The organism is Plantactinospora alkalitolerans, from assembly GCF_015690345.1.
Lineage (GTDB): Bacteria > Actinomycetota > Actinomycetes > Mycobacteriales > Micromonosporaceae > Plantactinospora > Plantactinospora alkalitolerans.
The window spans coordinates 1-26,735 of the sequence record NZ_JADPUN010000143.1; the positions used below are offsets into that span (position 1 = coordinate 1).

At 67.2% G+C, this 26,735-nt stretch carries 22 protein-coding genes and 2 pseudogenes; 14 read left to right on the plus strand and 10 right to left on the minus strand.

Translation table 11 applies throughout. From position 1 onward, the window contains the following. Positions 1-149: 149 nt before the first annotated feature. Entirely contained in the window at positions 150-344 is a 195-nt protein-coding gene (locus tag I0C86_RS13690) for a hypothetical protein (protein WP_196201625.1), read from the minus strand. Positions 345-1,100: 756 nt separating this feature from the next. On the opposite strand from I0C86_RS13690, the gene I0C86_RS13695 reads away from it, so the two are divergent. Then, positions 1,101-1,691: a hypothetical protein gene (locus I0C86_RS13695; protein ID WP_196201626.1), complete on the plus strand. Its 591-nt coding sequence runs from the start codon at positions 1,101-1,103 to the stop codon at positions 1,689-1,691. A gap of 253 nt (positions 1,692-1,944) precedes the next feature. Further along, a complete protein-coding gene (locus I0C86_RS13700; protein ID WP_323373629.1) occupies positions 1,945-2,874 on the plus strand; it encodes a site-specific integrase in 930 nt (309 codons plus the stop codon). Positions 2,875-3,095: 221 nt separating this feature from the next. On the opposite strand, the gene I0C86_RS13705 is transcribed toward I0C86_RS13700, so the two are convergent. After that, on the minus strand, positions 3,096-3,764 hold the full coding sequence (locus I0C86_RS13705) for a DUF3800 domain-containing protein (RefSeq protein ID WP_196201627.1): 669 nt from the start codon (positions 3,762-3,764) through the stop codon (positions 3,096-3,098). Between the two features lie 1,053 nt (positions 3,765-4,817). Between I0C86_RS13705 and I0C86_RS13710 the strand changes: the two genes are divergently transcribed. The 4 genes and pseudogenes from I0C86_RS13710 to I0C86_RS45455 all read left to right on the plus strand — a co-directional run bounded on the left by I0C86_RS13710 (position 4,818) and on the right by I0C86_RS45455 (position 8,072). Next, entirely contained in the window at positions 4,818-5,069 is a 252-nt protein-coding gene (locus tag I0C86_RS13710; protein ID WP_196201628.1) for a hypothetical protein, read from the plus strand. Between the two features lie 26 nt (positions 5,070-5,095). After that, entirely contained in the window at positions 5,096-6,043 is a 948-nt protein-coding gene (locus I0C86_RS13715; RefSeq protein WP_196201629.1) for a hypothetical protein, read from the plus strand. Between the two features lie 199 nt (positions 6,044-6,242). Next, positions 6,243-7,247 carry a PDDEXK family nuclease gene (locus I0C86_RS13720; RefSeq protein WP_196201630.1) on the plus strand — a complete coding sequence of 335 codons (1,005 nt, stop codon included), beginning with the start codon at positions 6,243-6,245 and terminating at the stop codon, positions 7,245-7,247. A gap of 148 nt (positions 7,248-7,395) precedes the next feature. Continuing rightward, positions 7,396-8,072, plus strand: a pseudogene (locus I0C86_RS45455) (DUF6308 family protein). 349 nt (positions 8,073-8,421) lie between these two features. On the opposite strand, the gene I0C86_RS13730 reads toward I0C86_RS45455, so the two are convergent. The 3 genes from I0C86_RS13730 to I0C86_RS43345 form a co-directional block, all read right to left on the minus strand. Next, positions 8,422-9,375, minus strand: coding sequence for an endonuclease/exonuclease/phosphatase family protein (locus I0C86_RS13730; RefSeq protein ID WP_230394122.1), 954 nt, complete (start codon positions 9,373-9,375; stop codon positions 8,422-8,424). A gap of 119 nt (positions 9,376-9,494) precedes the next feature. Continuing rightward, positions 9,495-10,082: an NYN domain-containing protein gene (locus I0C86_RS44440; RefSeq protein ID WP_255527724.1), complete on the minus strand. Its 588-nt coding sequence runs from the start codon at positions 10,080-10,082 to the stop codon at positions 9,495-9,497. After that, on the minus strand, positions 10,079-10,327 hold the full coding sequence (locus I0C86_RS43345) for an NYN domain-containing protein (RefSeq protein WP_255527725.1): 249 nt from the start codon (positions 10,325-10,327) through the stop codon (positions 10,079-10,081). Before I0C86_RS43345 ends, I0C86_RS44440 begins: the two co-directional genes overlap by 4 nt. 659 nt (positions 10,328-10,986) lie before the next feature. Between I0C86_RS43345 and I0C86_RS13740 the strand changes: the two genes are divergently transcribed. The 3 genes from I0C86_RS13740 (at position 10,987) to I0C86_RS13750 (ending at position 15,459) form a co-directional block, all read left to right on the plus strand. Further along, positions 10,987-11,628 carry an HNH endonuclease family protein gene (locus I0C86_RS13740; protein ID WP_196201632.1) on the plus strand — a complete coding sequence of 214 codons (642 nt, stop codon included), beginning with the start codon at positions 10,987-10,989 and terminating at the stop codon, positions 11,626-11,628. 787 nt (positions 11,629-12,415) lie between these two features. Beyond that, positions 12,416-14,800, plus strand: a complete 2,385-nt coding sequence (locus I0C86_RS13745; protein WP_196201633.1) for a sensor histidine kinase — start codon at positions 12,416-12,418, stop codon at positions 14,798-14,800. Then, complete coding sequence (locus I0C86_RS13750; protein WP_196201634.1) at positions 14,797-15,459, plus strand: helix-turn-helix transcriptional regulator; 663 nt, start codon at positions 14,797-14,799, stop codon at positions 15,457-15,459. Before I0C86_RS13745 ends, I0C86_RS13750 begins: the two co-directional genes overlap by 4 nt. A 63-nt stretch (positions 15,460-15,522) precedes the next feature. Here I0C86_RS13750 and I0C86_RS43350 read toward each other — a convergent pair whose 3' ends face one another. Further along, a complete protein-coding gene (locus tag I0C86_RS43350; RefSeq protein WP_230394123.1) occupies positions 15,523-15,693 on the minus strand; it encodes a hypothetical protein in 171 nt (56 codons plus the stop codon). A 27-nt stretch (positions 15,694-15,720) separates the two neighbouring features. After that, positions 15,721-15,987: pseudogene (locus tag I0C86_RS45460) on the minus strand (DUF2690 domain-containing protein); the annotation flags it as partial. A gap of 277 nt (positions 15,988-16,264) precedes the next feature. On the opposite strand from I0C86_RS45460, the gene I0C86_RS13760 reads away from it, so the two are divergent. Further along, positions 16,265-17,173 (plus strand): hypothetical protein, encoded by a 909-nt coding sequence (locus I0C86_RS13760; RefSeq protein ID WP_196201636.1) that lies wholly within the window; start codon positions 16,265-16,267, stop codon positions 17,171-17,173. A gap of 60 nt (positions 17,174-17,233) precedes the next feature. Here I0C86_RS13760 and I0C86_RS13765 read toward each other — a convergent pair whose 3' ends face one another. Together I0C86_RS13765 and I0C86_RS13770 are read right to left on the minus strand one after the other, a co-directional pair. Beyond that, positions 17,234-18,175 carry a CU044_5270 family protein gene (locus tag I0C86_RS13765; protein ID WP_323373630.1) on the minus strand — a complete coding sequence of 314 codons (942 nt, stop codon included), beginning with the start codon at positions 18,173-18,175 and terminating at the stop codon, positions 17,234-17,236. Then, a complete protein-coding gene (locus tag I0C86_RS13770) occupies positions 18,172-18,771 on the minus strand; it encodes an RNA polymerase sigma factor (RefSeq protein WP_196201638.1) in 600 nt (199 codons plus the stop codon). Before I0C86_RS13770 ends, I0C86_RS13765 begins: the two co-directional genes overlap by 4 nt. A 1,122-nt stretch (positions 18,772-19,893) precedes the next feature. On the opposite strand from I0C86_RS13770, the gene I0C86_RS13775 reads away from it, so the two are divergent. Both I0C86_RS13775 and I0C86_RS13780 read left to right on the plus strand, forming a co-directional pair. After that, entirely contained in the window at positions 19,894-21,144 is a 1,251-nt protein-coding gene (locus tag I0C86_RS13775; RefSeq protein WP_196201639.1) for a hypothetical protein, read from the plus strand. Positions 21,145-21,781: 637 nt separating this feature from the next. After that, positions 21,782-22,405, plus strand: a complete 624-nt coding sequence (locus I0C86_RS13780) for an NACHT domain-containing protein (RefSeq protein WP_196201640.1) — start codon at positions 21,782-21,784, stop codon at positions 22,403-22,405. Here I0C86_RS13780 and I0C86_RS13785 read toward each other — a convergent pair. Continuing rightward, positions 22,331-24,337 carry a hypothetical protein gene (locus tag I0C86_RS13785; RefSeq protein ID WP_196201641.1) on the minus strand — a complete coding sequence of 669 codons (2,007 nt, stop codon included), beginning with the start codon at positions 24,335-24,337 and terminating at the stop codon, positions 22,331-22,333. The two genes, I0C86_RS13780 and I0C86_RS13785, sit on opposite strands and share 75 nt — an antisense overlap. 468 nt (positions 24,338-24,805) lie before the next feature. On the opposite strand from I0C86_RS13785, the gene I0C86_RS13790 reads away from it, so the two are divergent. Continuing rightward, a complete protein-coding gene (locus I0C86_RS13790) occupies positions 24,806-25,351 on the plus strand; it encodes a hypothetical protein (protein ID WP_230394124.1) in 546 nt (181 codons plus the stop codon). 132 nt (positions 25,352-25,483) lie between these two features. Next, positions 25,484-26,203 carry a hypothetical protein gene (locus tag I0C86_RS13795; RefSeq protein WP_196201642.1) on the plus strand — a complete coding sequence of 240 codons (720 nt, stop codon included), beginning with the start codon at positions 25,484-25,486 and terminating at the stop codon, positions 26,201-26,203. Positions 26,204-26,735: the final 532 nt, after the last annotated feature.

The following is a 26,735-nucleotide window of genomic DNA, read 5'->3' on the forward strand; positions in this document are numbered from 1 at the left end:
GCGTCACGGTCGGGTGGGCGAGGCGGCAGAGCAAGCGTCGGCTCGTTTCGCGGTCGTCGTACGCAGGGCGGCCGGAGTCAGTATGCAGTACGGCCGGGGTCAGCGGGTGTGGGTGGGTCCGAGGCCGGGGTGCGTGTTTGGGCGCGGGCTCAGAGGAGGTGCACGGTTTCGAAGTTTCCGTCTTGGCGCTGGAAACTGAGTTGCCCGCCGCCGCGTTCGATGAGGCCGAGTACGACGTTGTATACGACGAGGGCCCGGTTGATGGTATCGGTTTTGGTGTCCTTGGTTCTCGCGCAGGCGCTGTCGAGGGCGTCGGCGCCGCGTGGGGTGAGGTTGAAGGTCATCCGGACCAGGCCTCGTCCGGCGTCGGCGGCGGGGTCTGGGTTCGGTGGGTCGGCGGGTTGGTCTCGGGTGGTAGGGATCGCGGGTGGTGGGGTCAGTCCGGTGGCGGCGGCGTCTGCGCGGTCCTCTGTCATGGGCGGGGCCTTCCGCGTCGCTTCCGGGATGTGGTCCCACGGGCCAGTGCGGTTTCTGGTCGCGGGGGCACGGTTCCCGGTTTGATCACGATGTTCCTTTCCGGCGCGTGATGGCCGTATGTAATCTCGGCGACGCGGGGCGGCATCGCACGAGCGGTGATCGTGGTTGTCTGCGTGGTCACAGCATTCGTTGTGATGGCCCGCAGGAGGTTAATCCGTGGCTGTCGACTGACACTGTCGGCAACATGACTTTCGTTGGTTGTGAAGTGAATCGACGGACAGTTTGTGCGATTGCCCCCGTCGGGATTTGACATCGCCCGGTATTTCATACTCATGGGGCGGGTCGACATTCGATTCATTCGGGCCTACTCGGAGTCTCATTCGCGTTCACTCGCTATCTGCCGCGCCTTTCATATCTCTATTGGCGATATCGAGATATCCCGTCAGGCTACGTCAGCACTCGACCGATTTGCGTGCTTCATCCAGTAACTCGCCGAGAGACCCACCTGGTGCAGCCCCGCTGACCGGCGGTTGTATGGTCCGTGATGCGGCAGACACACACAGTGATCTTGTCGAGATGGTCGTGAGGGACTAGCCCTCGGGGCCTAGTAGAAGGGTATTGGCGTGACCGATCGTCCCCTCCCACCGGAACCGTCGGATCATGTTGATCTGACTGATCCATCGAATCCGGATAGCCAGCCCACCGCCAGGGGACACGCCGGTGACATCCAAGGCAGGCCACACGATGAAGGTGACGACGAAGGTGAAGGTTTCGAATGTCAAATGTCGTTCAGGATGTTGTGGAGATGGCGCGGCGCACAGACGCTTCTGCCGACGGAATTGCTGACCCGGATGGCTCCACGAACCGGCGTGATAGTACTGCCAGCGATCATCTTCGGCTTGTTCCTGGGCTCCGGCGCAACGCTGGGCGCCACCGCGACGGCCACCGGCGCGGTCGCCGCGATCTGTATCGCAACCGGTCTTTCCGGTAACGGACGACGCAGGTCCGCCCCCGACCCGGACGGCACCGCCCGCACCGCGGGACCGCCGGTCACCACCGCGCCCCCCATTGCCCGCGGTACCGACGGCGAGAAGCCGCCCCCACCTCTACGGGTGGCCGACGACCGGACCGGACCGCAGGCCGGCGACCAGCCGACCCGGCCCGCCGGTCACCTCGGCGGAACCGGTAGTCACAGCCATCCCAAAACGTCATGAAAGGGGTATTACCTACCAGAATCTCATTAGAAGGCTTTCTTCACCTAAGTGGACGCCTCGCAGGTGGACTCCGGCCGCATGGTGTGAACACCACCCACCACATGGAGAGGGAGAGCCAGATCGCGCTGACCAGCAACCGGCTCGGCCAGCCGCAGACGCCGTGCACCCTGCAGCATGTGCGCACCACACTGCGCGCGGCGTTGGGCGTCGCGGTCCGGGACATGCTGATCAGGGACAACCCTGTCCGGGGGGGGTGGAGTTGCCGAACCCCGACCGGGTGCCGGCCCGGGTGTGGACCGACGCCCGCGTCGCCGAATGGCAGTCGTCCGGGGCGCGCCCGGCGGTGGCGGTGTGGACGCCCGAACAACTAGCAGAGTTCCTGCACTCCGTCCGCCACGACGGCCTCTACGCGCTGTGGTGGCTGATCGCCCTACGCGGGCTGCGGCGCGGCGACGCCGCCGGGCTGCGACGGGCGGAGATCGACCTGCGGGGACGGGAGTTATCGGTGGTACGGCAGCGGACCACCGCCGGCTACGAGCTGTACGAGGGGCCGCCGAAGTCCGCGGCCAGCCGCCGGACCATCGCCCTGGACAAGCACACCGTGGCGGTGTTGCGTCGGCACGCCCACCGGCAGCGGACCCACCGGGAGACGCGCACCGGGGCCGGCAAGGTCTGCCATTACAGCGGCTACGTGTTCACCGGCCCCGACGGGATGCCGCTGCATCCCGGCTATCTCACCCAGCGCCTGCGGCTGCTCGTCGACCGGGCCGGGCTGCCACCGATCCGGTTGTACGACCTGCGACACGGCGCCGCGCCCGTGGCCCGGGCCGCCGGCGCTGACCTGAAGATGGTCCAGGACCAGCTCGGGCACGCGAGCATGCGGTTCACCGCCGACGTCTACACGGCGGTGCTGCCCGACGCGCAGCGCAAGACGGCCGAGGCGACCGCGCGGCTGGTGATGGACGCCGCCAACACCCTCACCCAGTGGCGTCAGCGACGCGGCCGTCGCGCCGGGACCCGCACCGGAACGCCGCTGCGGAACGGCTGCGGCGGACCGGTCAGGGACAAGGCAGAGCGCCGGCCACCGTCGCGCAGCAGGTCATCGGACCGGCCGGACAACATCGGTCCGGACCGGGGCGGCCCGTCGCGCCGTCAGCGCCGGGACCAGGGTGAGACGGCGTGACCCGGTAGATGACACACCATCGCATGAGCCGGGCTGGCCATCCGCTTTCCGCCGCATCGTCACATACGGCTAGATCGGCGAGACAGGTCGTGACGGATGGTTCAGGTGGACGCCGCTGGCCGGTAGCATGGGAGGTGACGCGACCCCGTCCGACGAAAGAGCCCCTGGGCTCTGGCGAGAGCCTAGTTGGGCGGGGGTTCGTGTCTGGTGGGACGACGCCGTCAGTAGTGGTAGTGGTCCCCCTTGGCCCACAGGTCGTACTCGTAGCGGATCTTCGACTCGATCAGTTTGTAGTAGGTGTCGTCGCCCCGCTCCCACCGTCGGGTGACCGCCCAGAGGCAGTAGTCGGCGGCTTGGAGGGCGACGTCGCTGGAGCACGGCCAGAACGCGAGGCTGCGCTTGACCCGGAAGTTGATGCACTGGGTCATGACATCCTCGATGCCCTGCCGGAACGCCTTGCGGGTCTGTCTCGTGCCGAGTTCGGCCGCCACGATGAGCGCCTCGTCATCAGGCGAGAGGACACGGGGTGCGACCCATTTCAGGTGGTAGAACCACGCGTACTGGAAGAACCTCGCCGCGCTCGCCCGGATGTGCGGCTGGGCCTTCGCCTTCTCCAGCAGGGTGACGTCGACCTGGAAGTCGAGGTCCGACAAGGCGGTGTAGACGGCACGGCGGATCTCGTAGGAGTCGTTGGTGGCGTGGAAGTACGAGTCGAGGCCGTGGTTGCGGAAGGCCAGGTCGTCGCGGAGCGCGCCGAGGGTGGCGCGCAGCGTCCGCAGGTGCGGCTCGTCGATGACGAGGGTGGCCACGGCGAAGTACGTCGAGACGTTGGGCTTGCGGCTGAAGGTGAGGTCGCCGCTCTCATCGGAGAACAGGTAACGACGGGTCACGGGCGGGCTCCGGTACGACGGGGAGGGCAAGGGTCGATTGTAGTGCGCAACAAGTCACCCTCCACTCACCAACCGTCATGCGACAAGTCGGTCAGGCAGGGCCGGGAGAGGAGGGTTACGCGTCCGAGACTGCCCCGGTGTCCCACCCCGGGCAACGCCCGCGCGGCACGCCTGTGGATAACTCGCCGTCTTGTGCACAAGCGGGCGCGCCTACCGCCGATGTGGTAGGCGGCCCGACCGTTGCGGCAGGTGATGTCGCCTGGCCGAAGTCAGGACGGGGGCGCGGCTCCGGAGACCACCTGATCACTCGCACCGCGTCCACCGGTTGATGGGACCTCGCCGGCGGAGGTACGGCCACGACGGGCGACCGCCTGGGCGTTCCACAAAGGAGGCGTCGACGAGGCCGGGCCGACCCAACATCGTTCGGTAATCAATTGAGATCAGAACGTGAGACTTACATCTAGCGACGACTCAGGCGCGGAAAGTAGAGTCCCGACACTGTGGACGAAAGATGCGAAGCCAGGCGAGACCCGCGCTCGTCCGCCGTCCGGCGGCGGGACTCTAGACGGTCCCGCCGCCGAACGCCGGACTCAAGGGGTCGCCCGTGACAGCGGGCGACCCCACCCCGCTCGCCTGAACCCATTCGGGCCGAGCCGGGAACCTCCCACATCAACCTCAAACACACTGCGTAGTTGATCGGTCGCTCTGTTCGACGTGTACGACCAGTACAACGGGTCAACCCCGCCGACCGCCACACCGCGGGCCCGAGTTTGACAAATCTCACGGCAGACCCCCTGTCCGGCCTGCTCGAACAATCCGACGACCTTTAACCCCCCACATTGATCGATTGAAAAATAATTGACCTATTTGGACGACGCAAGGTGGCCGTTCGCGTGACATCGGATGCCTACGCTTCACGTAGCGCTCGGTTGACCGGTGGCTGATGACAGTCGGCCCCGGACTCTTGCCGGACCGGGCGCAGCCTGAACCCGAACGGCGCCCCGTGCTCGCCTGCGGCCGGGGCGCCCCATGCTGAAAGGGCGCGAGCAAGCCGTGAAGACTCTGGTTTGTCTGCCACACCTCGAACCGCTGGCGCGGCGGCCGCACACCGGCGTGGCGGTGATCCTCATCGGTGGAACCTACGGGCTCACCCTGGCGATGCTGTTCCTCGGGATCGCGCCCGAGGTGTGCGTGGCGACCACCGCCGCCATCACCGCCCTCGCCGTACAGGCCACACGGTCGGTCCTCCCCTTCGACACCGGACATACCGTGTCCGGTTCGGCGGCCCAGCCGCCCCGTCCCTGATCGGAGCGCGCGCAATGGGGCGCCACATGAAACCGATCTCCGAGCGCAAACCCGCCAGACAACTTGCGATCAAACTGCGTGAGCTGAAGGGAGACATCCCCTACGCCCGGCTCGCCAAGTCCGTTCACGTCAAGCCGAACACCCTGTCCACCATGGCTGACGGCACCTTCCGCGGCTGGCCCAGCGTGGAGCAGTTCCTCCTCGCCGTCCAGAAGTGCGGCGGAGCCGTCACCGACGAGGATCGGAGCCAGTGCCGCGCTTACCACAAGATCGCCGAGACACTCCACCGCGAGAGGAGCAGCACCACCCCCAGCCCGGCGCCCGTCGGCGACACCCCGCCGTCGCCGCTGCCGCCGCTGACCGAGACCGTCGTCCTTGCCCCGCGTGGCGGCGAGGCCGACACCGAGGTCATCACCTTCACCCGCGAGGAACCCACACCCGCGTGCCCGGCCAGCCTCGCCCAGGCCCGCACCGTGCATGACCTCGTGGCCTCCCTGGTCGACCTCGTCGTCGACAAGCGGCTCGACATCGAGAGCTGGCGCCCACAGCGCAGGCGGCCGTGGAGCACCGGCCGCACCGGCACCCCCGAGTGGGAGGTCCTCACCGGCCGCCGGCCCCCTACCCTGCCCCTCGTGGTGTCCATCGTGCGCGAGTGCGGCGGTGGCCCCGCGGACACCTCCCGCTGGGAACAGCAGTGGAACCGGATCGTCGCACCCCACGGACGGTTCGTCGGCACCGCGTCCCCACCGCAGCGCTCCCGGGGCTCGGAACCGGAGATCGCCCTCACCACCATCCAGCCCGTCGACGATGACGACCTGCAACGTATCCGCGACCGCCTCGCCGCCACCTCCGATGGCCGGGCCGCCCATCCCAGCCGGCCGCCACTGTGGCGCAGACTCAGCGGCATCCGGGTCAACCGACGCCTCACCCGACGAACACCGGGCGCGACAACCGACCAGGACCTCGACCAGTGACCGCAGGCGCCACCGGAAGCCCCGGCCGCGGGTGGCGCCTGCCAGAACCACGGCTCGCCGGCGCCCACGCCCGGATCGCGACCGTCGGGGCCCGGCCGGCCGCCGCGGGTCAGCACGCACGCCAGAACCTCCGGCAGCTCCATCACATCCACGACATCCGACGAGTTCACCAGGAGGCCCCGCGGATGCTGACGAGATCATGTTCACGGTCGACGGCGTCGACGCGGTACCGGCACAGCGGATCTCGCTGGCCGAGGCCGGCTTACTGGAGCGTCAACACCTTCAGCAATGGGTCATCGACCATCCCGAACTCATCGACAGCGACATGAAGGTCGTCACCTTCGAGTGCGGCCGATGGGTGGCGGCCGGCGGGACGCCGGCCGCCGACCGGCTCGACGTGCTGGGCCTGGACCGCACCGGACGGCTCGTCGTCGTCGAACTCAAGCGGGACCGCGCCCCGGACACCGTCACGATGCAGGCGATCAACTACGCCGCCATGGCCCGCTTGTTCAGCCTCGACACCCTCGCCGAGGTCCACGCCGCGCACCTCGGCGGCGACACGACCACCGACGAGGCGCTGGCACACCTCAAGGAATGGGACGAAGGCGTTTGCGACGAGACGCTACGCACGCCACGGATCATCCTCATGGCCGGCGACTTCGGCCCCACCGTCACCAACACCGCCCTCTACCTGTATGAGTCCGGCATCGACATCCGACTCGTTCGCTACCAGCTCTACCGCACCAACGGAGGAGAGACCGTCCTGTCCGTGGCGCAACTGCTACCGGTCCCCGACGCCGAGGAGTACATGGTCCGGCCACGCTCAAGCAGCGGCACCCGGGTCGCCACACAGGCCGCCAAGGCCCGCCGAGCCTCCGCCGTCGAGCGGCTCATCTTCCACAAAACCATCCCCGACGGCACCGAACTGACCATCGTCGTACCCGACCAGGTCGGCCAGGACCGCGACACCATCCGCACCTGGCTGGCCCAACACCCCGACCGCGCCCGCGTGCACTGGCACAACGACATCTCCGGGCCCGCCGAATGGGCCCACGACAACCAACGATGGCAGCTAATCCGCCTGGTCACCCACATCATCGAGACCGCCACCGGACAGCCACCCCGGGCCCAGGTCTGGGCCCAGAGCTGGCTCCGCGACCAGAACGACCGCACCCTTCACCACCTCGCCGAGCCGCTGCCATAGATCAACAAAGGGACCGCCCGTATGTGCGGTCAGCTAGGGTCTGCGCCCTACTGGCCGGTGCGCTGCTTCCGGTGGACCTGATCGCTCTAAGCGCGAGGGGCGGTACCACCTCGATCCTCGCCAACCCCTTGCCCGCTGAAGGAGAGCTGTGTCCGCCACACCGATCCGTTTGCCGGAAGCCCTGACTACCCCAGACGACGAGCGCGCGCTCACACTTCTCGGCGAATATTACGGCCGCCCCTACGGAGCACCCGGCGGGCTTGCGGGAGCCGCCTTCGACACGTGGGACAGCACCGGCACCCGCGTCGATGACGCGAACCGGTTCACCTCGGATGATCTCGTGGCGGTGACGTTCCTGTCCCTCAATGTTCCGGCGTCGACTGCCCGCGTACTGCTGCGGGATCGGGTCGACGACTTCGCTGGACTGCTCGCGACGTCGGCCCGGACCGCAACCTGGCCGACGAGGAGGAGCCGCTGCATCCCGGCTGGCCCGCCTGGCGGTTGTTCGCAGAGATGATGCAGGTGCCGGGCGTGGGGCAGACGACGGCGAGCAAGCTGTTGGCTCGCAAGCGCCCACACCTGCTCCCTGTCTGGGACACGGAGACTTCCAAGGTGACCGGCGCCAGGCGGAGACACTGGGAGCCGTTACGGCTGGCGCTCAGGGTGGATGGCAAGGCGCTGCACCGCCGGCTGCTGCGGCTACACAGTCATGCAGGTTTACCGCCGCAGGTGAGTGCGATTCGGGTGTTCGACGTCATCTGCTGGCGCGAGGGCATGCACCGCCAGGAAGGCAACCGCGCTCCCGGCAGACGTCGTGGACATTGACCCTGCCATTCCCGCTGGTTGGCGCGGACGGGGCATCGGCACCAGCGGCCCGGGGAGGGGACCGCTGCGGGCATGAACCGGAACCCGACGGATGCCGACTACGGTGGGGTTAGGTCCGGACACTTGACGACGATCGCACCTGGGCTCATCTCACTGCGGCAGGCACAGCCAGTGGCCGACCCCGTCCGCCCAATCAGACAGATTCATCCGGACCCCGATCTGGCCTGCGGGCCGACGACGGGCCTGTACGGGGCCGGCAACAGCCAGCCACCTTTTGCCAAGCGCACTCGAGCGTGGCAGGTACCGCACAAGTCACACCACACGGTGGACCACCGCGCCACCGGCCAGCTCAGATGTCAAGTTCCGCGAACGCCGGGGCGTGATCGGAGTCGCCGGCCTGCCTGCGTACCTCGGGATCGTCGCCGATCGACGTCAGACCCGCGGGAGCGATGGTGCCCGCCGCAGTGATCCGGGCGTGGAGGGCGTGGCTGACCATAATGTGGTCGATGAGTTCCCGGCGGCCCTGGTAGACGCGGGAGAATCGCTGTGGCTCGGCGATCAACGGGGCGATGTTCCACAGCCGGTAGTTGTCGCCCTTGTCCGGCCGGTCCGCTCCAGCCGTGCCGAACTCGGAGCCTGGTGGGCCCAGCAGGATCTGGGTGGTCGCGGCCTGGACCTCGTCGTTGAGATCGCCGCACAGCACCAGCCGCCGCTGCGTCCCGCGACCGTCGAGCAGGTCGTCGACCAGCCCGCGGACCGTCACCGCCTCAGCGGCCCGGCGGTTGAGCGCGTAAGCGGCGGTCCGGGCCCGCTCGGCCTCGTCACGCGGCTGGAACCGACTCCTGCCCGCCGGGGCCGGGTAGGACAACAGTTTCGACTTCAGATGGCAGGTGACGAAGAGCAGCCCGTCCCCGTCGCCGCCCGCGTTGACTTGCACCGCGAGCGCGCCGCGTCCCATCGCCGTGATCGGGACGCCGGTATCGCCAACGTGCACCGGTGCCAGGTCCCCCGGGAATGCCGAGACGTCCGCGGCGACCTCCAGCGGTAGCCGACTGATGACCACCACCCGGATCGGGTGACGGAGGTCGAAATGACCCGACGTGACCGTGTGCCAGTCGCCGTCCAGCGCCGCGATGAGGTCCTGCAACGCGTCCGGATCACCGACCTCCTGCAGACCTACCAGAGCCGGATCAGCGGCGTTGATCGTCGACGCCAACGCCTCGATCTTGGCCTGATAGGTCGCCACCGTGTCAGGCCCGAACTCGTCCCCCGGCCGGAATAGGTTTTCTACGTTCCAGGTCATCACCAACATCGCGCAGCCCCGTCCGGGTCGGCCCACAACCTGGCGAACAGTAACGCCGAAGGCCGTTCACCGCTGTCAGGAGGGCGACCCTCGCGTGCCTGGGCGATGGTCGTTCGATGTCAGCTGTCACGGGTGTCGTCGGGGGTGACCGTGGCGCGGCGCCGAGGCGTTGGGGCGGCGCGTTCGGGTGCGGGGTGGCGGTCGCGGACGTAGACAACGGTGGGCTTTCCGTCACCGGGCAGACGGCGATCGACCTTGAACAGACCGGTGGCGGCGACGAGGTCGGTGAGTTTGGCGTATCCGTAGGTGCGGGAGTCGAAGTCGGGTCGGCGCTGGGTGAGGAGGTGCCCGACGGCGGCGAGGTGGGCCCAGCCGTCGTCGCCGGAGGCGGCTTCGATGGCGTCACGTAGCAGGGTCACAAGGGCGGTGTCGCTTCTCAGCCGAGCGGCGGGGGTGGGAGTTGGCCGTTTGACGACGGTGGCCTCGGCCGCCGTCGTCGGGTGGTCGTAGGCGAGGTTCTCGGTGTAGATGAACTTGTCGCAGGCGGCGACGAAGGACTGGGGTGTCTTGCGTTCGCCGAAGCCGTAGACGGTGAGTCCGGATTCGCGGATCCGGGAGGCCAGGCGGGTGAAGTCGCTGTCGCTGGAGACGATGCAGAAGGCGTCGAAGCGGGCGGTGTAGAGCAGGTCCATCGCGTCGATGATCATGGCTGGTCGGTAGCGTTCTTGCCCATGGTGTAGGCGAACTGCCGAATCGGTTGGATCGACTGCGCGAGAAGGTGCTCCTTCCAGCCGCGTAGGCCGGCTCCGGTCCAGTCGCCGTAGGCGCGTTTCACATGCGCGGTGCCATACTTGGCGACCTCTGCCAGCAGCGGCACGATGAGCGCGGGCTGGGCGTTGTCGGCATCGATGAGTACCGCCAGCCGGGCAATGCTCTGCACAGGCGCGTCCAAGGGTCGTACCTCCTGCCCTGAGCGGTGTCTCGTCAGGATCCGGGCCGGCACGCGGCAACATCTGCGACGATGGCGTCACACTGAACGTATCGCCTGCTGAGCGCTGCGGAGAGTTCGAAGACGGCCTAGCCGTTCCCGCTTTCGGCAGCCAGCGAACGCCTTGGTCAGGCGCACAACCGTGTGGGGTTGACACTGTCGTGGAGGCCGACGGCGATCGGGTCGTCACATCGCCGAGGTCAACCAGCAGCGCCGCGTCCGACGCCGGCGGCCCTCCACCTGTAGTCCCAGCCGAGCCTGCGATGGGTGTAGACGGGTTCCGCGCCGCGATCGGGTGGCGGCGCGGCGCCGGCTGGCACGGCCACCGCCATCACCGCCACGACCGCAAGGTCGAACCCGGGCGTACGTCCAACCCTGATCGTAAGCCTGAAGTGTGGGTGCGTTCGCCGACCGCAGCAGCGGCCAACCCCTTGTCGCCTCGCTGCCCAGTGATTTGGCGAAGCGGACGGGCGTCACCTGGCGACCGAGCGGGGTCATCACGTCATGGCCCATGGTCATCCGGTATCTCCCGAGATCGGTCCCGGGCTGGTTACATGTCTGTCACAGCGTGGTCGCTGACCGTGGCCTCGCTGTCCCCGACCCCCGTACCCCCGGAGGCTCCCATGCGACGCCGTATCCGGCTCGTCCTCACCACGACCTTCGCCACCGCCGCAGTCGCGACGACCACCCTCGTCGCCTCACCAGCGGGCGCCACCCCGCCCGGCACTCCGTCGAAGGCAACCGCGCAGTCGAACCTGAACGCGCTGACCGTCGCCGCCGAGTCCGGCAGTGGCTACAACCGGGACCTGTTCCCGCACTGGATCACGATCAGCGGTGCCTGCAACACCCGGGAGACGGTACTCCGGCGCGACGGCAGCGGCGTCAGCGTGGACAGCGCCTGCTACCCGACCTCGGGAAGCTGGTACAGCCCGTTCGACGGGGCGACCTGGACCAACCCGGCCGACGTCGACATCGACCACATCGTTCCGCTGGCCGAGGCCTGGCGGTCCGGCGCCAACTCGTGGACGACCAGCCGGCGGCAGTCCTTCGCCAACGATCTCAGCGGGCCGCAGTTGATCGCGGTGACCGACAACGTGAACCAGGCCAAGGGTGACCAGGACCCGTCCACCTGGCAGCCGAGCCGGACCGCCTACCGGTGCACCTACGCCAAGATGTGGATCCGGACCAAGTACAACTGGAGCCTGCGGCTTCAGTCCTCGGAGAAGACCGCGTTGCAGACCATGCTCAACACCTGCACCTCCTGACGGACACAGCGGCCTCGCCCGGGTCGAGGCCGCACTCGCCTGGATGGGGCAGACGGTGGCGGTCCTCCACGCGCTGCGCTCCGCCGGGCCGGTATCCCTCCCGGCAAACCGGCAAAGGCTACGGACAGGGGCTTGAAACCACCCAAAGTCGATCTCCAGCTGTCGCGAACCGATCCTCAACCGAGCCGCGCGAAACCTTCGCCGGCGAGGCGCGATCTTTGGGTGGCCCACACGCCATGCGGGAGGCTCTCCGTCGACCTGCTCACGTCCCTATCGACCGCAGCGTCGTAACCGTGGCATTGCATTAGGAGCTGGCGCCAGTTGTCGACGCGCCACCCGGGATTTGGCCAGGACCTCAACCCGGCCACGGGTCGCTCTCCGTAAGAACCGATCGCGGATAGCTGCGACCGGGCCGGTGCGCTGATCTATAGCCGAGAATTGTGCGTCGGCGCGTGGGGCTCCTTCGCACGGGTTGACGAACGTTTCGGCCTGCCGGCGTCCAGGCTGCAGAAGGCAGCGCTTACTTTACTGGTGTCTGCGACGCAACCCCCGTATCCCCGGGGGTGCAAAAGTCGATGACAACCTCGCGTGGGCGTGGCGACTCCGCGATGATTGGCGGCATCGCAAAGTCGTGCATGGAGAGTGGCACGTTCAGTGTCCGCTGCCGCGACGATCATCAAGAGGATCATTGGAGATCGCCATCGCTACTGATCTAGGGTCCTACCAGCTCACGGCCGCCGCTGTCCGATTGTCGAGCGGGATGGGCTCCGAACGGGCAGGGAGCGCGATGGAGGCCGTTCTCTATCACGTGATCACGCGCACGGTTGTGGCCTTCCGCCTGATGTGGGCTGCGGCGGCTGCGGCGATGGCGGTTACATTCGCGGCGTTGGGTGAAGGCGCTCCCCTCGCATTGCTTGGGGCAGCTTGTTCGATCGCATGGACGGTCGTGATCGCGGCGACGTGCCGGAGGCGCTTTCCCCGCTGCTACGCGGTGATCGACATCGGGGTGTTCGTCGCCCTCCTGCTGTCCGCACGCTGGATGCTGCCCCTACCGTTGGTCGGTGACGGCGCGACGTGGGTTTTTACCGGCGCAACGGTGGCGGCGCTGATAGCTGCCTGGACGCTGCCCTGGGAGGCTGCTCTCGGACTTGGTGCAGCGCTGATCGGCGCGTACCTGGGCGGACTTGCGATCGCCGGTCGTGACGTCTGGTCGAGGGACTATCTGCTTACGGCGTTTCTGCTCACGTTGCAAGCGGTCCTCGGTGTGGTCGTGCTGATCACGATCCGACAGGCGGCGTGGCGAGCTGATCGCGCGCTTGCCGAGAGGGTGGCCACCGAGGCGGCTCACGCCCTCGACCTGGCCCGCGAGGCCGAGCGGCATCGCCAGGAGAATGTGCTTCACGACGAGGTCCGACGGGCATTGTGGATGCTCGGCCATGGGTTCGTCGGTGCAGCCGAGGAGGCTCGACGGCTGTGCCGCGAGGCACTCCGTCACTTGGACAGCCTGGCTCAGGGCCGGCTGGCGCCGCAGCGGGTGGGCCCCCTGGTAAACCGCATCGAGCGGGCCGTCGACGAGTTCATCGCTCTCGGCATGTCGGTGCACCCGTGGTGGACCCGGGTGGACGACCAGCGAAGACGGAGGGCATCGCGTGGCCAAGCGCCTGCTGGACGGATCCCGGTCGCGGTGCTCGATGCCATCGTGGAGGTTTTGCGTGAGGCGTTGGCGAACGTATGTCGCCACGCCAACACGAACAGCGCCGACGTCGAGGTACGTATTGGCAGCAGCCAGATCACTATTGTGATCACCGATACGGGGACGGGCATCGAGTTGTCCAATGCGCTCAGGGGCCGGGCTGTGCCGACATCGATCGAGCAGCGGATGACTCCCGTCGGCGGATACGCCCGTGTGGAGCGGCTGTCTGCCGGCGGCACAAAGGTCACGGCTGGCTGGACCGGCGCCCAGAGTATGCCTGCGGTCGCCGATGTCACCGAAGCGCCACTACGGGCGTACGGCGGCGGTTTCGTGCGAATGATCGCAATCATCGCGGCGGTCTTTCATGGGATGGCCCTCTACCACTTGATGCAACTGTCGTACGACTATCGCCGTCCTTGGCTGACGCTCGTATGTTGGCTGATCATGCTCGTCGCCGGTGCTGCGCTAGGCGGGGGTGTGGGCCGCCAATGGATGACGTCTGCACGCGCGCGGTTCGCTGCCTTCGTGGTGGCTGTCTCAGCAGTCGTCGTGGTGGCAAATTGCCATCCATGGGGCATGCTGGGAATGGCCAACTGGGCCGTGGGGGTCGCCGGCTGGATCCTCGCCTTGCTCGCAGCGCACCGGCCGATCCGAGAGGCCGTCGCTGCGCTGGTGTTGGTCGGCGTCGGCAACATCATGATCATCCTGCCACACGTGTACGCCGACCCGGTGCGGCTGGTCAAGCTGATGGGTGTTCTACTCGGGGTCGCACTTGTGCAGGTCGGCGCCGTGATCGCCTTCGCATTCGTCAAGCGGACCGCGCATGGCACCGCCACCGATGTGTGGCACAGCAGCCAGCTGGTCGTGGCACAAACACGTGATGACGAGGCGCAAGCCACCCGCAGCCTCCGCCATGCCCAGGTCGACCGCGGCATTATCGATCTCATTCGCGGCATCGCCGAAGAGCGTCTCGATCCGCATCTGCCTGAGGTCCGTCGGCGGTGTCTGGCCGCCAGCGACGCACTTCGGCACCGCGACCTAGCCCCGCTGGCCGACACCGCCGCGAAGTGCAATGTCGATCTCAACCTCTCGGCGGTGACCGCCCTGACCCGTGTGCCCCAGCGCTCCCGCGAACGCATGGTCGGTGTTCTCAACGATGCCCTGCGCTTCGCCCGCCCCGGTCGAGCCTTCGTCGCCTGCCACGATGGTGCCGACCTGCTCGCGCCGTCCGGCACCCCGGAGTCCGAACCAGGCGACGCGCCAATCACGGTGACACTGGCGGTGGCGGTGCAGCCAGGACGCGGCGGGGATCTGGCCGACGAGCTAACAGCAGGTGCGGCGAACGACGCCTCCAGCGAGGTGCCGCCCGTGATGGAGCAGAGCGTCGTCGTCGAAGTGGCACTTTCCGACGACGACGACAACGAAGCTGGGCCTGCAGCGGCCACCACCGCTTGGATAGCGGTGGTGTACCGGCCATGACCGCAATCCACGTCGCCGTTGTCGACAACAACCGCTTCGTCACCGACACCATCGGTGAAAAGCTCGCTCTCGACGGCGCCAACCTCACTGCCGTCTGCCTTGTCGAAAGGGTTGACGAGCTGATCCACGCGCTCGGGCAGGGCGTACGGGTCGATGTGGTGCTGCTCGACTTCTTTCTCAGTGACGGTACCCGCGCCATCGACAACGTCGATCGCATCCTTACCGCAGGTATCTCGCTGCTGGTGATCAGCTCCGAACCACGGCATCACGACGTGATTGCCCTGTTGCAGGCCCGGCCGAGGGTCAACTTCCTGTCCACGTCCGATCTCATCGCCGATATACCCGCCGCGATTCAGCGAACCTGGAACGGCGATGTCGTCATGAAGCAGACGACGCTCGACGAGGTCCGCAGTACGCCGCGCACACCGCGGCCGCAGCTCACCCGGCGGGAGGAAGACGTCTTCAGGCTGTGGGCGATGGCGATGCCTCCCAAGTCCATTGCCATCAGGCTCGGCATCAGGGAAGACACCGTACGCGACCACCTGCCGCCGATACGCAGGAAGTTCCGAGACATCGGCCGACCGGTTGACGATCCCATCGAACGCCACTGGATAGCCATCGAATACGGCTACATTCCCTCACCACGTCCTCAGCGGTGACGGACGTCGAACAGGGCCGGGCCCTCTTAACGAGAACCCGGCCGCTGGCATTCGAGGTAACTGTTATGCGCAGCCGGCGACGTGCCAGCCCTGGTAGCTGCCCCAGAAGTCCCACACGTGCGCGCCCGCGCATGCCTCGATCAACCCGTTGACCATACGGGTCCACCGCCACGCGCTGTTGTACTGCACCCAATCGAAGCTCGGCCCGTTCGGGTTCCACACGTGTGGCTCCAAGTACGACCAACCTCCGTATGTCGCGCGAGCCCAGTTCGCGCGGCACCCGTCGCTGTACCGCAGCTGAATGGTGCCGCCCGGCACATCTTTGGTCCGCACCGTCACGGCATCGGCCTCACAACCAAACTGCGCCGGGTTGAGCCCCGCACAGTTCGGGCCGTAGCACCCCGCGGCCGCAGACGCCGGCGCAGCCGAAACGACTGCTAGACCTACGCCGACAATGACCGACAACACCAGTCCCAGCAGTCGCTGGCCTATCCCACTGACCTGCCTCACCACAGCATCCTCCGACACGAACCTCTCCTTCCAGTGAACGCCGGAACCATTCCGACCAACCCAGAATCGGACGTAAGACGGTTACGCATCAGTCGGGAAAAGCAGGGGCTTATACCCCCCAAACCCAGGGATACGCGCGATCGTCAATGCGTTGACGGGTGTCGTCCTGATGTGCCAGACGCCTGCTTTCAACACCGCCGGCTGGTTCTACTCACTCATCTGATGAGCCATGCACCTCTCAGCCCTCACTGAGGAGGGGAGCCGATCGGGGCACGCACCGGATACCGTGCGCGGCATGAACGCTGACGTGCCGCTGCTGCCCGCGCAGCTGGCCGATCTCGCCGGAGTGCGGGAGCAGGTCCTCGATGAGCACATGCATCGGCTGCCGCCGAAGGCAGGTCGGCGGGTTACGTTCCGCCTACAGCTGTTCACCGCCCCAGGGCTGCGCCCGGTCGCGATCGCCACGCAGATGCCCGGTGCCGGCGAAGGCGCTTCGCTGACCAACGCGGCCAAGACTTGCGCCGCGTCAGTGTGGCAGCAGTACTTCCCCGACGACCCGGAGCCTCCGATCTGGGTCGCCCACATGATCATCGATGGCCTGCGCAACCTGGTCGTGGTGACGTTCACTGCGGACTCTGCCGGGCACACACTGCGCGCACCGCAGTGGCGGCGGGTATCCCCCGCCGCCATTGACACGCTCGTCGGCCGGCCCGTCGACCTCGAGCGCGGGGACGGCTTCACTCCGCCTGAGATCGAGCCGGACCCGGAGTCGACGTGGGTGGCCCAACCGGTGATCCTGCTACCGCGCCCGGAGCCGTTCCGCGAGGACGGCTGCATGGCGGCCGGCGTGCCGTGGTGGCGCCGCCTCGGTCGCCAACTGGTACCGCGCCGAGGCGGGCGTGACTGCTGCTGGTACCACGGCGGCGATTGGCATCTCGTGTCCCGTCTCGCCATACGCCTCGCCGCGCGCGCTAGATCCGCCGGCGTCGGGTTCGACGACACCCCCTCGTACGTGCTCGACCACTCGGACGCGCAGGGCCTCAGCGAGTGGGAACGCGAAGCTCTGTTCTCGCTCATGGTCGACACGATCCGCCCGTATGCGCCCTGGCCGCGCCGCGAAGGCTACAACAACGGCCAGCACCGCGCCCAGGCGCTGCTCGATGCTGGTGTGCGTCGGGTCCTCATCGAACGCGGTTCCGACTGAACACCAGCTACGGCACGGTCGGCCCGGATAACCGCCGGGCCCGGCAACCGGCGTTCGGCGCTACGGCACCTCGCCGACACGGTCGACGATCACCACGTCCAGGACCACCTCGCGCCGCGATTGTCGAACCAGGTTCCCGGCAACCGGTACAACCTGCCAGCCGAGGAACCGATAGGTCTGCGAGTCGAAGATGAGATCGTACCGGTCGATCTGCCCGGCGAGGGACACACCAACGCCGACGCGGCCCGCGGCGTCGGTCAGTGTTGGCGAGGCGACCACCCCCGGGATTTTCGTTGCCGCCTCGTACAACGCGGCTCGCGACTGCGCGGGCAGATAACCACTCTGAATCAGTACCCCTACGTTGGCGAAAGTCTGTTCGTCGCTCGGCCCGGCAACCCCGCTCATCTTCCGCAGGTAATTCAGCATGCTGGTCGCACCGGTCGGCAGATCGTCCAGGTAGGCCCGCCCGGGCTTGCACTGCCGGGTGGAACTTAGGAGGGTGCCGTTCGGCCCCCACTCCGCGGCCCGGCCGTCACGACAGCCTGGAATCACCGTTGACTGCCGCTCACCCGGCACCGGATCGCTGACCCAGATCTGACCATCGTGGGTGCCGTCGACGGACATCCAGGAGCGGGTGAGAGACGTTGCCAGATCGTCCTGTCCGACGACAGGGAAGAAACTCTTTGTCGTAGTGAGGATGAACTGGTCAGCGCGTGGGGCCGGAGTCCGGTCCGCCCGAGCGGCGTCAGCGGCCCGCTGGAGGAACTCCGCTGCCTGGACACTCGCGGCGGGTGGCTCGCCATTGAAGCTGACCACCGAGCCGACAAGTAGAGCGAGGATCCCGACCGCCGACGTGGCGCCGACCGTGGCAAGTGTCGAAATCCGCGCACGCGGCCGCCCCGATCTTGCGATCATTCTGCTCACCTTTACCCGCAGGTACGGTGGCGGCTCCGCTGGTTTCAGCAACGTCTTGACCTGGTCGATCATCTGCTGGTCGTTCACATCGTCTCCCCTACCGCCCTCGTCAGGTCGTCGCCGCCGAGCGCGTTGCTGACTTTGCGTCGGGCACGGTTCAGCCGTGACCGCACTGTTCCCACGGGAATGCCGAGCGCGTGGGCGGTTTCCTCGTAGCTGAGCCCGCCCCACGCGATGAGCAGCAGGACGTTGCGGTCTTTGGCTGGTAGGTCGGACAGGACCCGAGCCAACGGCACCCGCAGCGCATGGGCCGCCGCATCAGCCACCGCCTGCTCTGCATGATCCGGTACGGCCTCGATCAGGTCGTATCGCGCCATAGCCCGATAGCGCGCCTGTTCCCGGCGCCGGTGGTGCGAGATCTCCTTGGTCAGAATCCCGAACAGCCACGGTCGGGCATCCGGCCGCGACACGTCGTAGCGGCGGCGGCGCTGGAAGGCGACCAGGAACGTTTCAGACACGACGTCGTCTGCGACATCAGCACCCACGCGCCCAGAGGCGTACCGGTACAGGGCCGCCGCGTGCCGGTCGTAGAGCACCGTGAACAGGGACTGGTCGGCCAGAGAGGCACTCACGTACCAGGCATCCGATTCCTGCTCTACGACGGGCTGCCCGTCAACCAGCATGGGTAGCACGATGATCAATTCGCCCCACTGAAGCCTCCTCCAGACGTACCCGCCTCACTATGTATCGCCGCCAAGGAGCCTTCGAGTTCACGCGAGCGAGAGAACTCCGTTCGCTCGCTGACGGTGGGGCACCCTGCGCCGTTCGCAAAACGCCGGCGGCCACGCCGTGGCAAGACGCCAGCCGGTATCCACAACCCCACCCGTTTACGCAAAGTGACCTTCGCTTGACGGAGAGTCGTAGGCAATGAATCCGCTCACGTCGCGCACTCTGTGTGCGGCGTTCACCCACTCTGGGTAGTGCCCGTGGCGGGGCCGCCATCCTCCTGTCGGGCAGACCGACCGGCCGAAAGATTGGTCTGCCCCGATACGATGGATGGCAGGCATCTCGGCGATTACGTTGGTGCTGATGCGATGCGGGGGTCGGGTCGTGCGACCCGACCCCCGGTCGTATCCGTCCCCGGTTACGGCTGCGACGGTCCTTCCAAGAGCTCCGCAGCGCACCGGAGTGCGGCTGAGAGGGCGCCGGCGTACGCGGCGGCGTCCCCTCGGCCCACGATCGCGGCCATCGCCGCACCCCCATCCGTGAACAGGGACATCTTCCGCAGCGCCCGCGCCGCTTCCCGATGACGACCGGGAAACCCGCGGGCGGCACTGTCAACCATGTCGAGGCCTCCGTGGAATGCCCCCGCTTACCGGAGCGAGGGATAAAGGGATTGCCGTGTGGAAATTCCATAAGGCACGTTCCGGCGGGACCGACTCTCCGTTCCAGGAATCCTCGGCCTGCCGCGCGGTCGCGATTCGACTGCACCACGGATAACGATCAACACCAAAGGATCGCGGCCTGTTCGTGGCCGGGTTGCCACCCGTAACGGCCGGTCAGGCGACCACCCCTTGCTGCCCGTCCCGGCCAACGTTGGCCGGGCACCCGGCCAACGTCCACGACCGCGCTCAACAGGACATCGTCCAGCCCGGACAAAACCGCTACCCGGCCAAAACCAGAGATGAAAATCAGTGAATCGCCGTGCCCGAGTGACCACTCAGGGCAAGAATTGCTGGTCCGACCGGTGCACTCCCTGCCGGTCGACCCACCTCTCGTGTCATGTAGCTCTTGGAAGGACCGACATGACCGCCGACGATGGAGCGGCGCTGCTCCCTGGCCAACTACAGACGGAACGACACCGGCTCGTTCCCCGAACGAAGATCATTTCCGAGAGCGAGGAGAAGTACGGGTCGGAGGACGTCGCGAACTATCTCCTCGCCGTCCGCGACGAGGTCGAGGCCCGCCTCGACGACGTCGATACCTGGAGCAAGCTCGCCCAGCTCCTACGCCGCAAGGTCAACATGAATCGCGGCCACGACGCCCTACGGAAGACCCTGTCCCGCCACTTCACCCTGGAGAGCAAAGGCCCGCCCTGGCAGACCGCCATGCTGGTGGTGCGGTACATCGTCGAACCTGATCGGCGGATGGAGGTGGAGGCCAGGTTCGCCGATCTGTACGAGGCCGCCCGAGGCGAGCGTCCCAACGGCACCCCGCCAGGTCCCGTCTCCGTCGCCCCGTCCATCGACCCTGCGGACACCACACCCGTCGACGCCGCCGACGACTCCGGGCCGGACAGCATCGCCGCCCCGGACCCGCGCGAGGTCCGCATTGCGGAACTGACCAGCCGCAACACCCAGCTGGAACAGATGATGGCGACCGCCCAGGAAGACCTCGCACGACTGCGCGCCGACCTACCCCGCCCCAACGGGGCCCGGACCCAGCCGCCCGGGCAGCGCACCGACGGCGTTCCTCGGCAACAGAACCGACCGACCCGACCGATCACGACGGTCGCGCCGCAGCCCACGCCCCCACCCATCGGGGTCGTCCCGACCACGGGCCCCAGCCTCAACAGGGCAGAGCGCGACGACCTCGAGATGTTCTGGCTCGGCAGCGTGTGGACCGACCTGCGTGGGCTGACCGACCATCGCACCGACTCCGACGTCCGATCTCTCCGCCTACTCCCAGACATCCCGAACACCATGTCGTTGTCGGACGCCCCCGACCCGGAAGACGGTGCCCTGGCCGGCCAGTTCGGCGAGATCGCCGCGCGTTTGCGCGACGACGGTCTTCGGGGAGAAGCCCTCGATCTCCAACCCGACACCACACCGGCCCCGCGACATCCACGCGATGCCGTACCCGCCGACACCGGCACCGTTCCCCGCGAATGGACCTCCCGCGGACCGAGATGGTTCTACCTGCTGCTGACCGGACTCGCGGCGCTGGGCTTCTGCGTCGTGGTCTTCATCAGCATCGTCTGCATCCCCAACCGCGACGCGGCCGACCATGACAGCCGAGACCGGCGGACAACCCGAGAAGGCGAGGAGTCTCTCTGAGGAACTTGGCGGTTGTCGACGTACGAGCTCCAGTACAGCGTTATGTACGCCACCGTCGAACTCGGCACGTGCCTACGGCCGGTCGGCAGTGACGGCGACGAGCGGTACCTAGAGGTCACCAAACTACGTAACGTGACGGTGGGAAAGATTCAGCGACGTGCGTGTCTGCCGTTGAGCGGATGCCGCGATCGATGATCGTTGGCGTGATGATTTGATCACGGTAAGTAGGGTGCGGTAGTAACTGGTAAACGGGTCGACGGACGAGGACAGCGCCTCGCATGGGGTACGGGCTCCTCGTGATGTGTGTAGTGGTTGGTCCTTGCGCGCCAACGATGTGCTGGAGGGGCTTGACAAGGTTTCAGTGTCATCGGGGGCATGTGCGGCCTCCTCGGGCTCGTCCTGACGGTCCGGGCGCTGCGGTCTGCTGGTGGCCGTGCCGATACTCCGGGCGGGCGTGCGGATTCAGCGGTGTTGGACGGACTCGCAGCCGCGGTGGAGCAGGTGTGGCGTCCGGAGCTGCGTCGTCGCCGGCTCGCCAACCCGCATTCCCTACCCGTCGCCTGGGCCACGGTCGGCCCGCCGATCGCCGATCACTGGAGCAACATCCCCAGCGACGGCGACCTGACGCCGCTGAACCTTGACGGTTGCCTCGACCTGCCTCACCCCGGACGCCCTGTACCAAGTCCTGACGGACAAGCGGCTGCGTGGCCGGGTCGTCATCCTCGGCGAGCCCGGCGCAGGCAAGACCTCACCGCTGCTGCGCGAGGCTCTGCGCCTGCTCCAGGCACGCACCCCGCAAGACCGGATGCAGGTGCTGCTGCGCCTGCCCACATGGAACCCCGACGAGCAGACCCTCAAACAATGGATCACCAGCCAGCTCGCCACCGAGTACGCCTGCCGCAGCCCCATCACGACCGGCCAACTTCTCCCGCTGCTCGACGGCCTCGACGAGATGCCCGCCTCACGCCGGACACGCGCCGTCCAAGCGATCAGCAACACGTTCGACCCCGACCAACCACTCGTGTTGACCAGCCGCATCACCGAATACCTCGACGCCCTCACCGGACTGCCCGGCACCACGATGGCCGCCGTTACGGTCCTGGAACTCACCGCCATCCCCGCCGGCGTCGTGCGCGCATACCTGCAACAGACCACCAACCCCGGCGCGGATCCAACCCGGCTCGTTTCATGTCACCGTCTTTTGTCTCGTCCACCGGGACTGCACGACGGCGATGTGCGAGTCCACCTCGTCGAGGCGTAGGCGGCGATACGAGTCGGATCCTTTGCACCGGCCGATGTCATCCATGATGAAGCCGTGCACCCAACCACCCGTGACGTTCAGTTGTTCCTCCTCGGCGAAGCCGGTGGGTGAGGCCGACAGGCGGACCACCTGCCGGGTCTTGTCGATCGGCGAGTGCTTGTGGGGCACGATGGCGTAGTACCGGTAGATCTTCGGCGCGTCGGGGGCGAGGAGTCGTTGGGCGCGGGCAAAGTCTGCGGCCGCGGCTGCCCGTACGGCGTCCCAGCGCAACCGCAGCGAATCGCGAGCGCCCATCACGGCAGGCCACAACGTCATTCCGGGATCCTCGACAATCGTCTCGAAGACGAAATGCCGATCGGCGACCTCAGCGGCGGTGGGTTTATGCGTGTCGGCGGCGGAATACCGGTCGGCTACGTCAGCGGTGGTCTGTTCGAGCGCAAGCTTCAGCACGGACCAGAAGAGGGCCTTCCCGTCGTTGCTGGCGATGCCGAGGTCGAGACGCAATGGTCCGCTGTATTGCGGTGACACGGGGAACGGATCGACTCGGACGTTGCCGACCCCGGGGGTCAACGCGAGGAGCGGTCCGGCCGCCGCGCCGGGCACCGGTCGATCCGCGGCAAGTACCGTGTCGTCGGTCCAACCGTCCGCCACCGTGGCGTCGCACGGCCATTCCGCGCACACCCACGGCGTGGGATCCGGACCGGCCGGGTCGGACAGCACCAACACCAACCGACCGGCCGGGTCCAGGTACGCCTCACGCACTTCCCCCGGACGCGCACTCGGAAAATCAGGCCACGGTGCTCTCTCGCCGCGGCGCGTGTACCTCAGCAGTTCGGCCCCGCGCTGCAGCCGCAGGGCCGCCGGCAGGTCCACCACCGGGGTCAGGGTCCGCAGCCACGTCTGTACCACCGGCCCGGCCCACCTGGCGGTCACCGTGATGAGCTTCGCCGGGTCCGGGTGCACGATCGAGGGGCGCGGTCTGTGTTGGGGGAACTGCGCCATCTGCACCTGCAAGGTCAACGATGCGAGCTTTTCCGCGGCGCCGCGGTACAGCGTGCTTCGCGGATCGTCGCCGGCGATGATCGCCGCGGCCGCCCGCAACGCCGCGACCTCGGCCACCGCCCGTTCCCCCAACTCGATCGGTGTAACCGCTTCAGCCAGCAGTTGCCGCAACTGTTCCGGCGGCTGCGGCAGTTGCGGCCGCGCCACCAGGTACCACCCCTCGCCCCGGTCGGGTACCCGCGCGTGACCAGCGACGACCTCGTTGAGCTGCGCGGCCCCGTCCACCGCCAGCACCGCCCACCCGAGCGGGTACAACTCCGGGAACCGAGCCTGCAACGCCAACCGCAGCAACGCCTCCTGGCCCGGCCACGCAGTGGTGTCGTCCACGGTCAGGGTCCTGCCCGGGTTCGACAGCGCGGCGCCCGCCGTCGCCACAGCCTCGGTGCCACTGAGCCAGACCGGCAGGACGGCCCTCAACGTCCGGGCGACCTGCTCGACCAGATGATCGTCGCCCCGCTTCAGGTGAAGGCGCCCGCTCGAGTCCGTGCGGAACCGGACCGGATGTACCCGCACCCGCGGGCCGCCGTCGGTGTCACCGTCGCCGGCGGTCAGGTCTATCGGGACCGGGTAAAGCAGCAACGCCCGCTTCCACTGCTCGCGGTCCAACAGCCGGTCGCAGAGCTGCCACACGAGATGATCCCAGTCCACCGTGGGCACGCGATCCAGCGGCACGAAATACAGCACCGGCCCCTGCGGGGTATCCCACACAATGACGTAGATCGACCTAACGACTCCGTCAACCGTGATATCCACCAGGCCGCGCGCCTTCTCGCGGGGTGGAACGGCAGGCCGTGCCTGCTTGGCCAACCACAGGTTCCGCCGCTTAGCCATCTGCACCCCCAGCCAACAGACCACAACGTGGACCTGCATGATGCCCGCCGTTAGCCACCGACCGAAACCTTGGTGCGCAGAACACATCAGACACTACGGATTTGACCGACAGCGATCAGCTGCCAACGCACTCAATCCGACAGTTCCGGACGGCGACCGACACCGGCGGACGGCCACGGAACGTGACGGCTCTGGCGGGGAGCGACGCGTACGGTCGGCGGCTAGATGAGGATGCCGTCCGCTCGTACAGGAAGTCGAATACAGGCCGCCGGCGGCCTTGCTACCTTGCACGGGATGAGTAGGTGACGACGGTACGCGGCCATGGCGTACCCGGCGGACACCGGCTCTGGGATAACAAGGCCCGCCCGGCCGATCCAAGAATGGCGCGGGAGCGCCGCGCAGCTCGACCGGCGGCCTACGCCGGCAAACTAGATTGGCCTCAGTCGACGCGGAGGATGCATGACGGTTTTCGGCTGCCGCGGCTGCGGAACCACTATGACGGTTCCGGTGTCTAGGGTGGCCGTGCCCGTCCATGCGGAGCAGAAGTACGGGAACGGGCCCGGTTCACTACCCCCGGCCCTGGAGCCCGGTACCTTCGCAGTGGATCCGCTGCCGTCCGGGCCGCCATGGCGCCGGTGGGCCGACCTCGACGCCGGTGAGATCGAGGCACTGGGCTGGTACGCGCCGAGGCTCAGCGTCTCCACCGGTCCAGTCGGCCGGGTGTTACTCACCCCCGGAGACTTACGCGGCGCCATCATCGCCCCGGCGCTGGTCGGCGACTCCGCATGCTGCGGCCTTGACGGCGGCGAGCCCAACATGGTCTGCGTCACCTTCGGCACGCCGGTGGCCGCCCGGATCGACGACTGTGGCCTGCGGCAGGCGACCTGGCTGGATCCACTCACCACATGCGTGATGGACGACGCTCCCGGCCCGCACCCGATGCTCGACTGGGCAGACCTGATCGACCAACGACCCGGTGTCCCGCCGTGCGAACCAGTAGGACCCTGCGCATACCGCCTCAGGCGGCCGTCCGAGACGCAACACGAAACGTGAGCAGGCAAAGGCTGCCTCACGGAGATGGGGTGTTGGCGGGATTCGCTCCGCCCCGCCCGCAGACAACGTCAACGGCCCGCTTGGGTCGTTGCGTCAAGTTTCGTCGCCGGACCGACTTAAGGAGTTTGAGGCATGGCGCCACGTGGCCACGATGAACCGGATCTAGTTGAAGCCGATGGCAGGCAGTCAGTTCTCGGTCTCCTGAATTGGGCAATCGCCGTCAAACGCTCGCAGGTGCATAACAACATCGCGCGGGCCCGGCACCGGAACCCCGAGGCGACACCAGAACAAGTGACCCGCAGCCTGGAGCGGATGTACGTCACCACCCTGGCCGGAACCGGTGCTGTCACCGGGGCCGCGACAGCCGCACCCGGTGTCGGCACGGGACTCGCGTTGACGTTATGGGGCGGTCAGACCCTCGCCACTTTTGTGCGAAGCGCTGTGTTCATGCTGTCGCTCGCCGACGTCCACGGGGTCCCGATACTGGAGGTGGAACGTCGCCAGACGCTCATGATGGGCATCCTGCTCGGCGAAGCTGGCACCGCAACCATCGCCAGAGTGTCCGAGCGTACGGGCAAGCACTGGGCACGTGAGGTTGTCGGCAATACTCCTCTCGAAACATTACGGAAGATCAACCGCATCCTGGGGAACGACTTCATCACGAAGTACGGAAACACGAATGGAATCATTGTCCTCAATGATCTAGTTCCCGCCGTGTTCGGCGCGGTGATCGGCAGTGGCCTCAGTTTTGTCGCCGCCAGTGGAGCTGTTGCGGCCAGTCGTCTCGCATTCGGTGCGCCCCCGACCTCCTGGCCACGGCTAACGCGGGCGGCCGTGATCCCGCGTGTTTAGGAGGACGGATCGAGAAACCAGTAGCCTCATGGATCCTCCTGCCAGACCGTCCAGGCATCGACATCCGTCACCTCCAGGCCGACCTGACGACTGGTGGCCCGCGGTATTCGCTACCTGCTTCGTCTCCCCGGCCCGCCAAGGCTCGTGAAATTAAGGGCGCTCGTAAGCGGCATTCCTGGCCGCCGGCTGCCCGGTCAGCGGCAGATCCAGTCGCCGACCCCAACGGGTCTTCGTGGCCCTCGTCCTGGCCTCGGCACTGCGTCCCGGTGGACCGACGGATTGAAGGACGAGCATCCGCCATACACAATCAGAGCCATGCGCCTAGCCAGTTTCACCCGAGTAGCAGAGTTCTGCCGCGAGAAGGATTCCGGATTCGACGCCTTCCGACAGCAACCCAGCGTCCTTAGTGAGTGTTTGAGAGTGGTGTCGGACGGCGGGTCCGTCGGGTGAGGTCGGGTCGTTCGGTGATCTGGGTATGGGACGGACGCGAACGTATGACTCGGACCTGACCGATGCCCAGTGGGAGATCGTC

Excerpts from the sequence above, each read along its gene's own strand:
- I0C86_RS13690 (WP_196201625.1), bottom strand. The coding sequence starts at position 344 with ATGACCTTCAACCTCACCCCACGCGGCGCCGACGCCCTCGACAGCGCC.
- I0C86_RS13715 (WP_196201629.1), top strand. The coding sequence starts at position 5,096 with ATGAAACCGATCTCCGAGCGCAAACCCGCCAGACAACTTGCGATCAAA.
- I0C86_RS13720 (WP_196201630.1), top strand. The coding sequence starts at position 6,243 with ATGTTCACGGTCGACGGCGTCGACGCGGTACCGGCACAGCGGATCTCG.
- I0C86_RS13730 (WP_230394122.1), bottom strand. The coding sequence starts at position 9,375 with ATGACCTGGAACGTAGAAAACCTATTCCGGCCGGGGGACGAGTTCGGG.
- I0C86_RS44440 (WP_255527724.1), bottom strand. The coding sequence starts at position 10,082 with ATGATCATCGACGCGATGGACCTGCTCTACACCGCCCGCTTCGACGCC.
- I0C86_RS13740 (WP_196201632.1), top strand. The coding sequence starts at position 10,987 with ATGCGACGCCGTATCCGGCTCGTCCTCACCACGACCTTCGCCACCGCC.
- I0C86_RS13745 (WP_196201633.1), top strand. The coding sequence starts at position 12,416 with ATGGAGGCCGTTCTCTATCACGTGATCACGCGCACGGTTGTGGCCTTC.
- I0C86_RS13750 (WP_196201634.1), top strand. The coding sequence starts at position 14,797 with ATGACCGCAATCCACGTCGCCGTTGTCGACAACAACCGCTTCGTCACC.
- I0C86_RS13760 (WP_196201636.1), top strand. The coding sequence starts at position 16,265 with ATGAACGCTGACGTGCCGCTGCTGCCCGCGCAGCTGGCCGATCTCGCC.
- I0C86_RS13770 (WP_196201638.1), bottom strand. The coding sequence starts at position 18,771 with ATGCTGGTTGACGGGCAGCCCGTCGTAGAGCAGGAATCGGATGCCTGG.
- I0C86_RS13775 (WP_196201639.1), top strand. The coding sequence starts at position 19,894 with ATGACCGCCGACGATGGAGCGGCGCTGCTCCCTGGCCAACTACAGACG.
- I0C86_RS13785 (WP_196201641.1), bottom strand. The coding sequence starts at position 24,337 with ATGCAGGTCCACGTTGTGGTCTGTTGGCTGGGGGTGCAGATGGCTAAG.
- I0C86_RS13795 (WP_196201642.1), top strand. The coding sequence starts at position 25,484 with ATGGCGCCACGTGGCCACGATGAACCGGATCTAGTTGAAGCCGATGGC.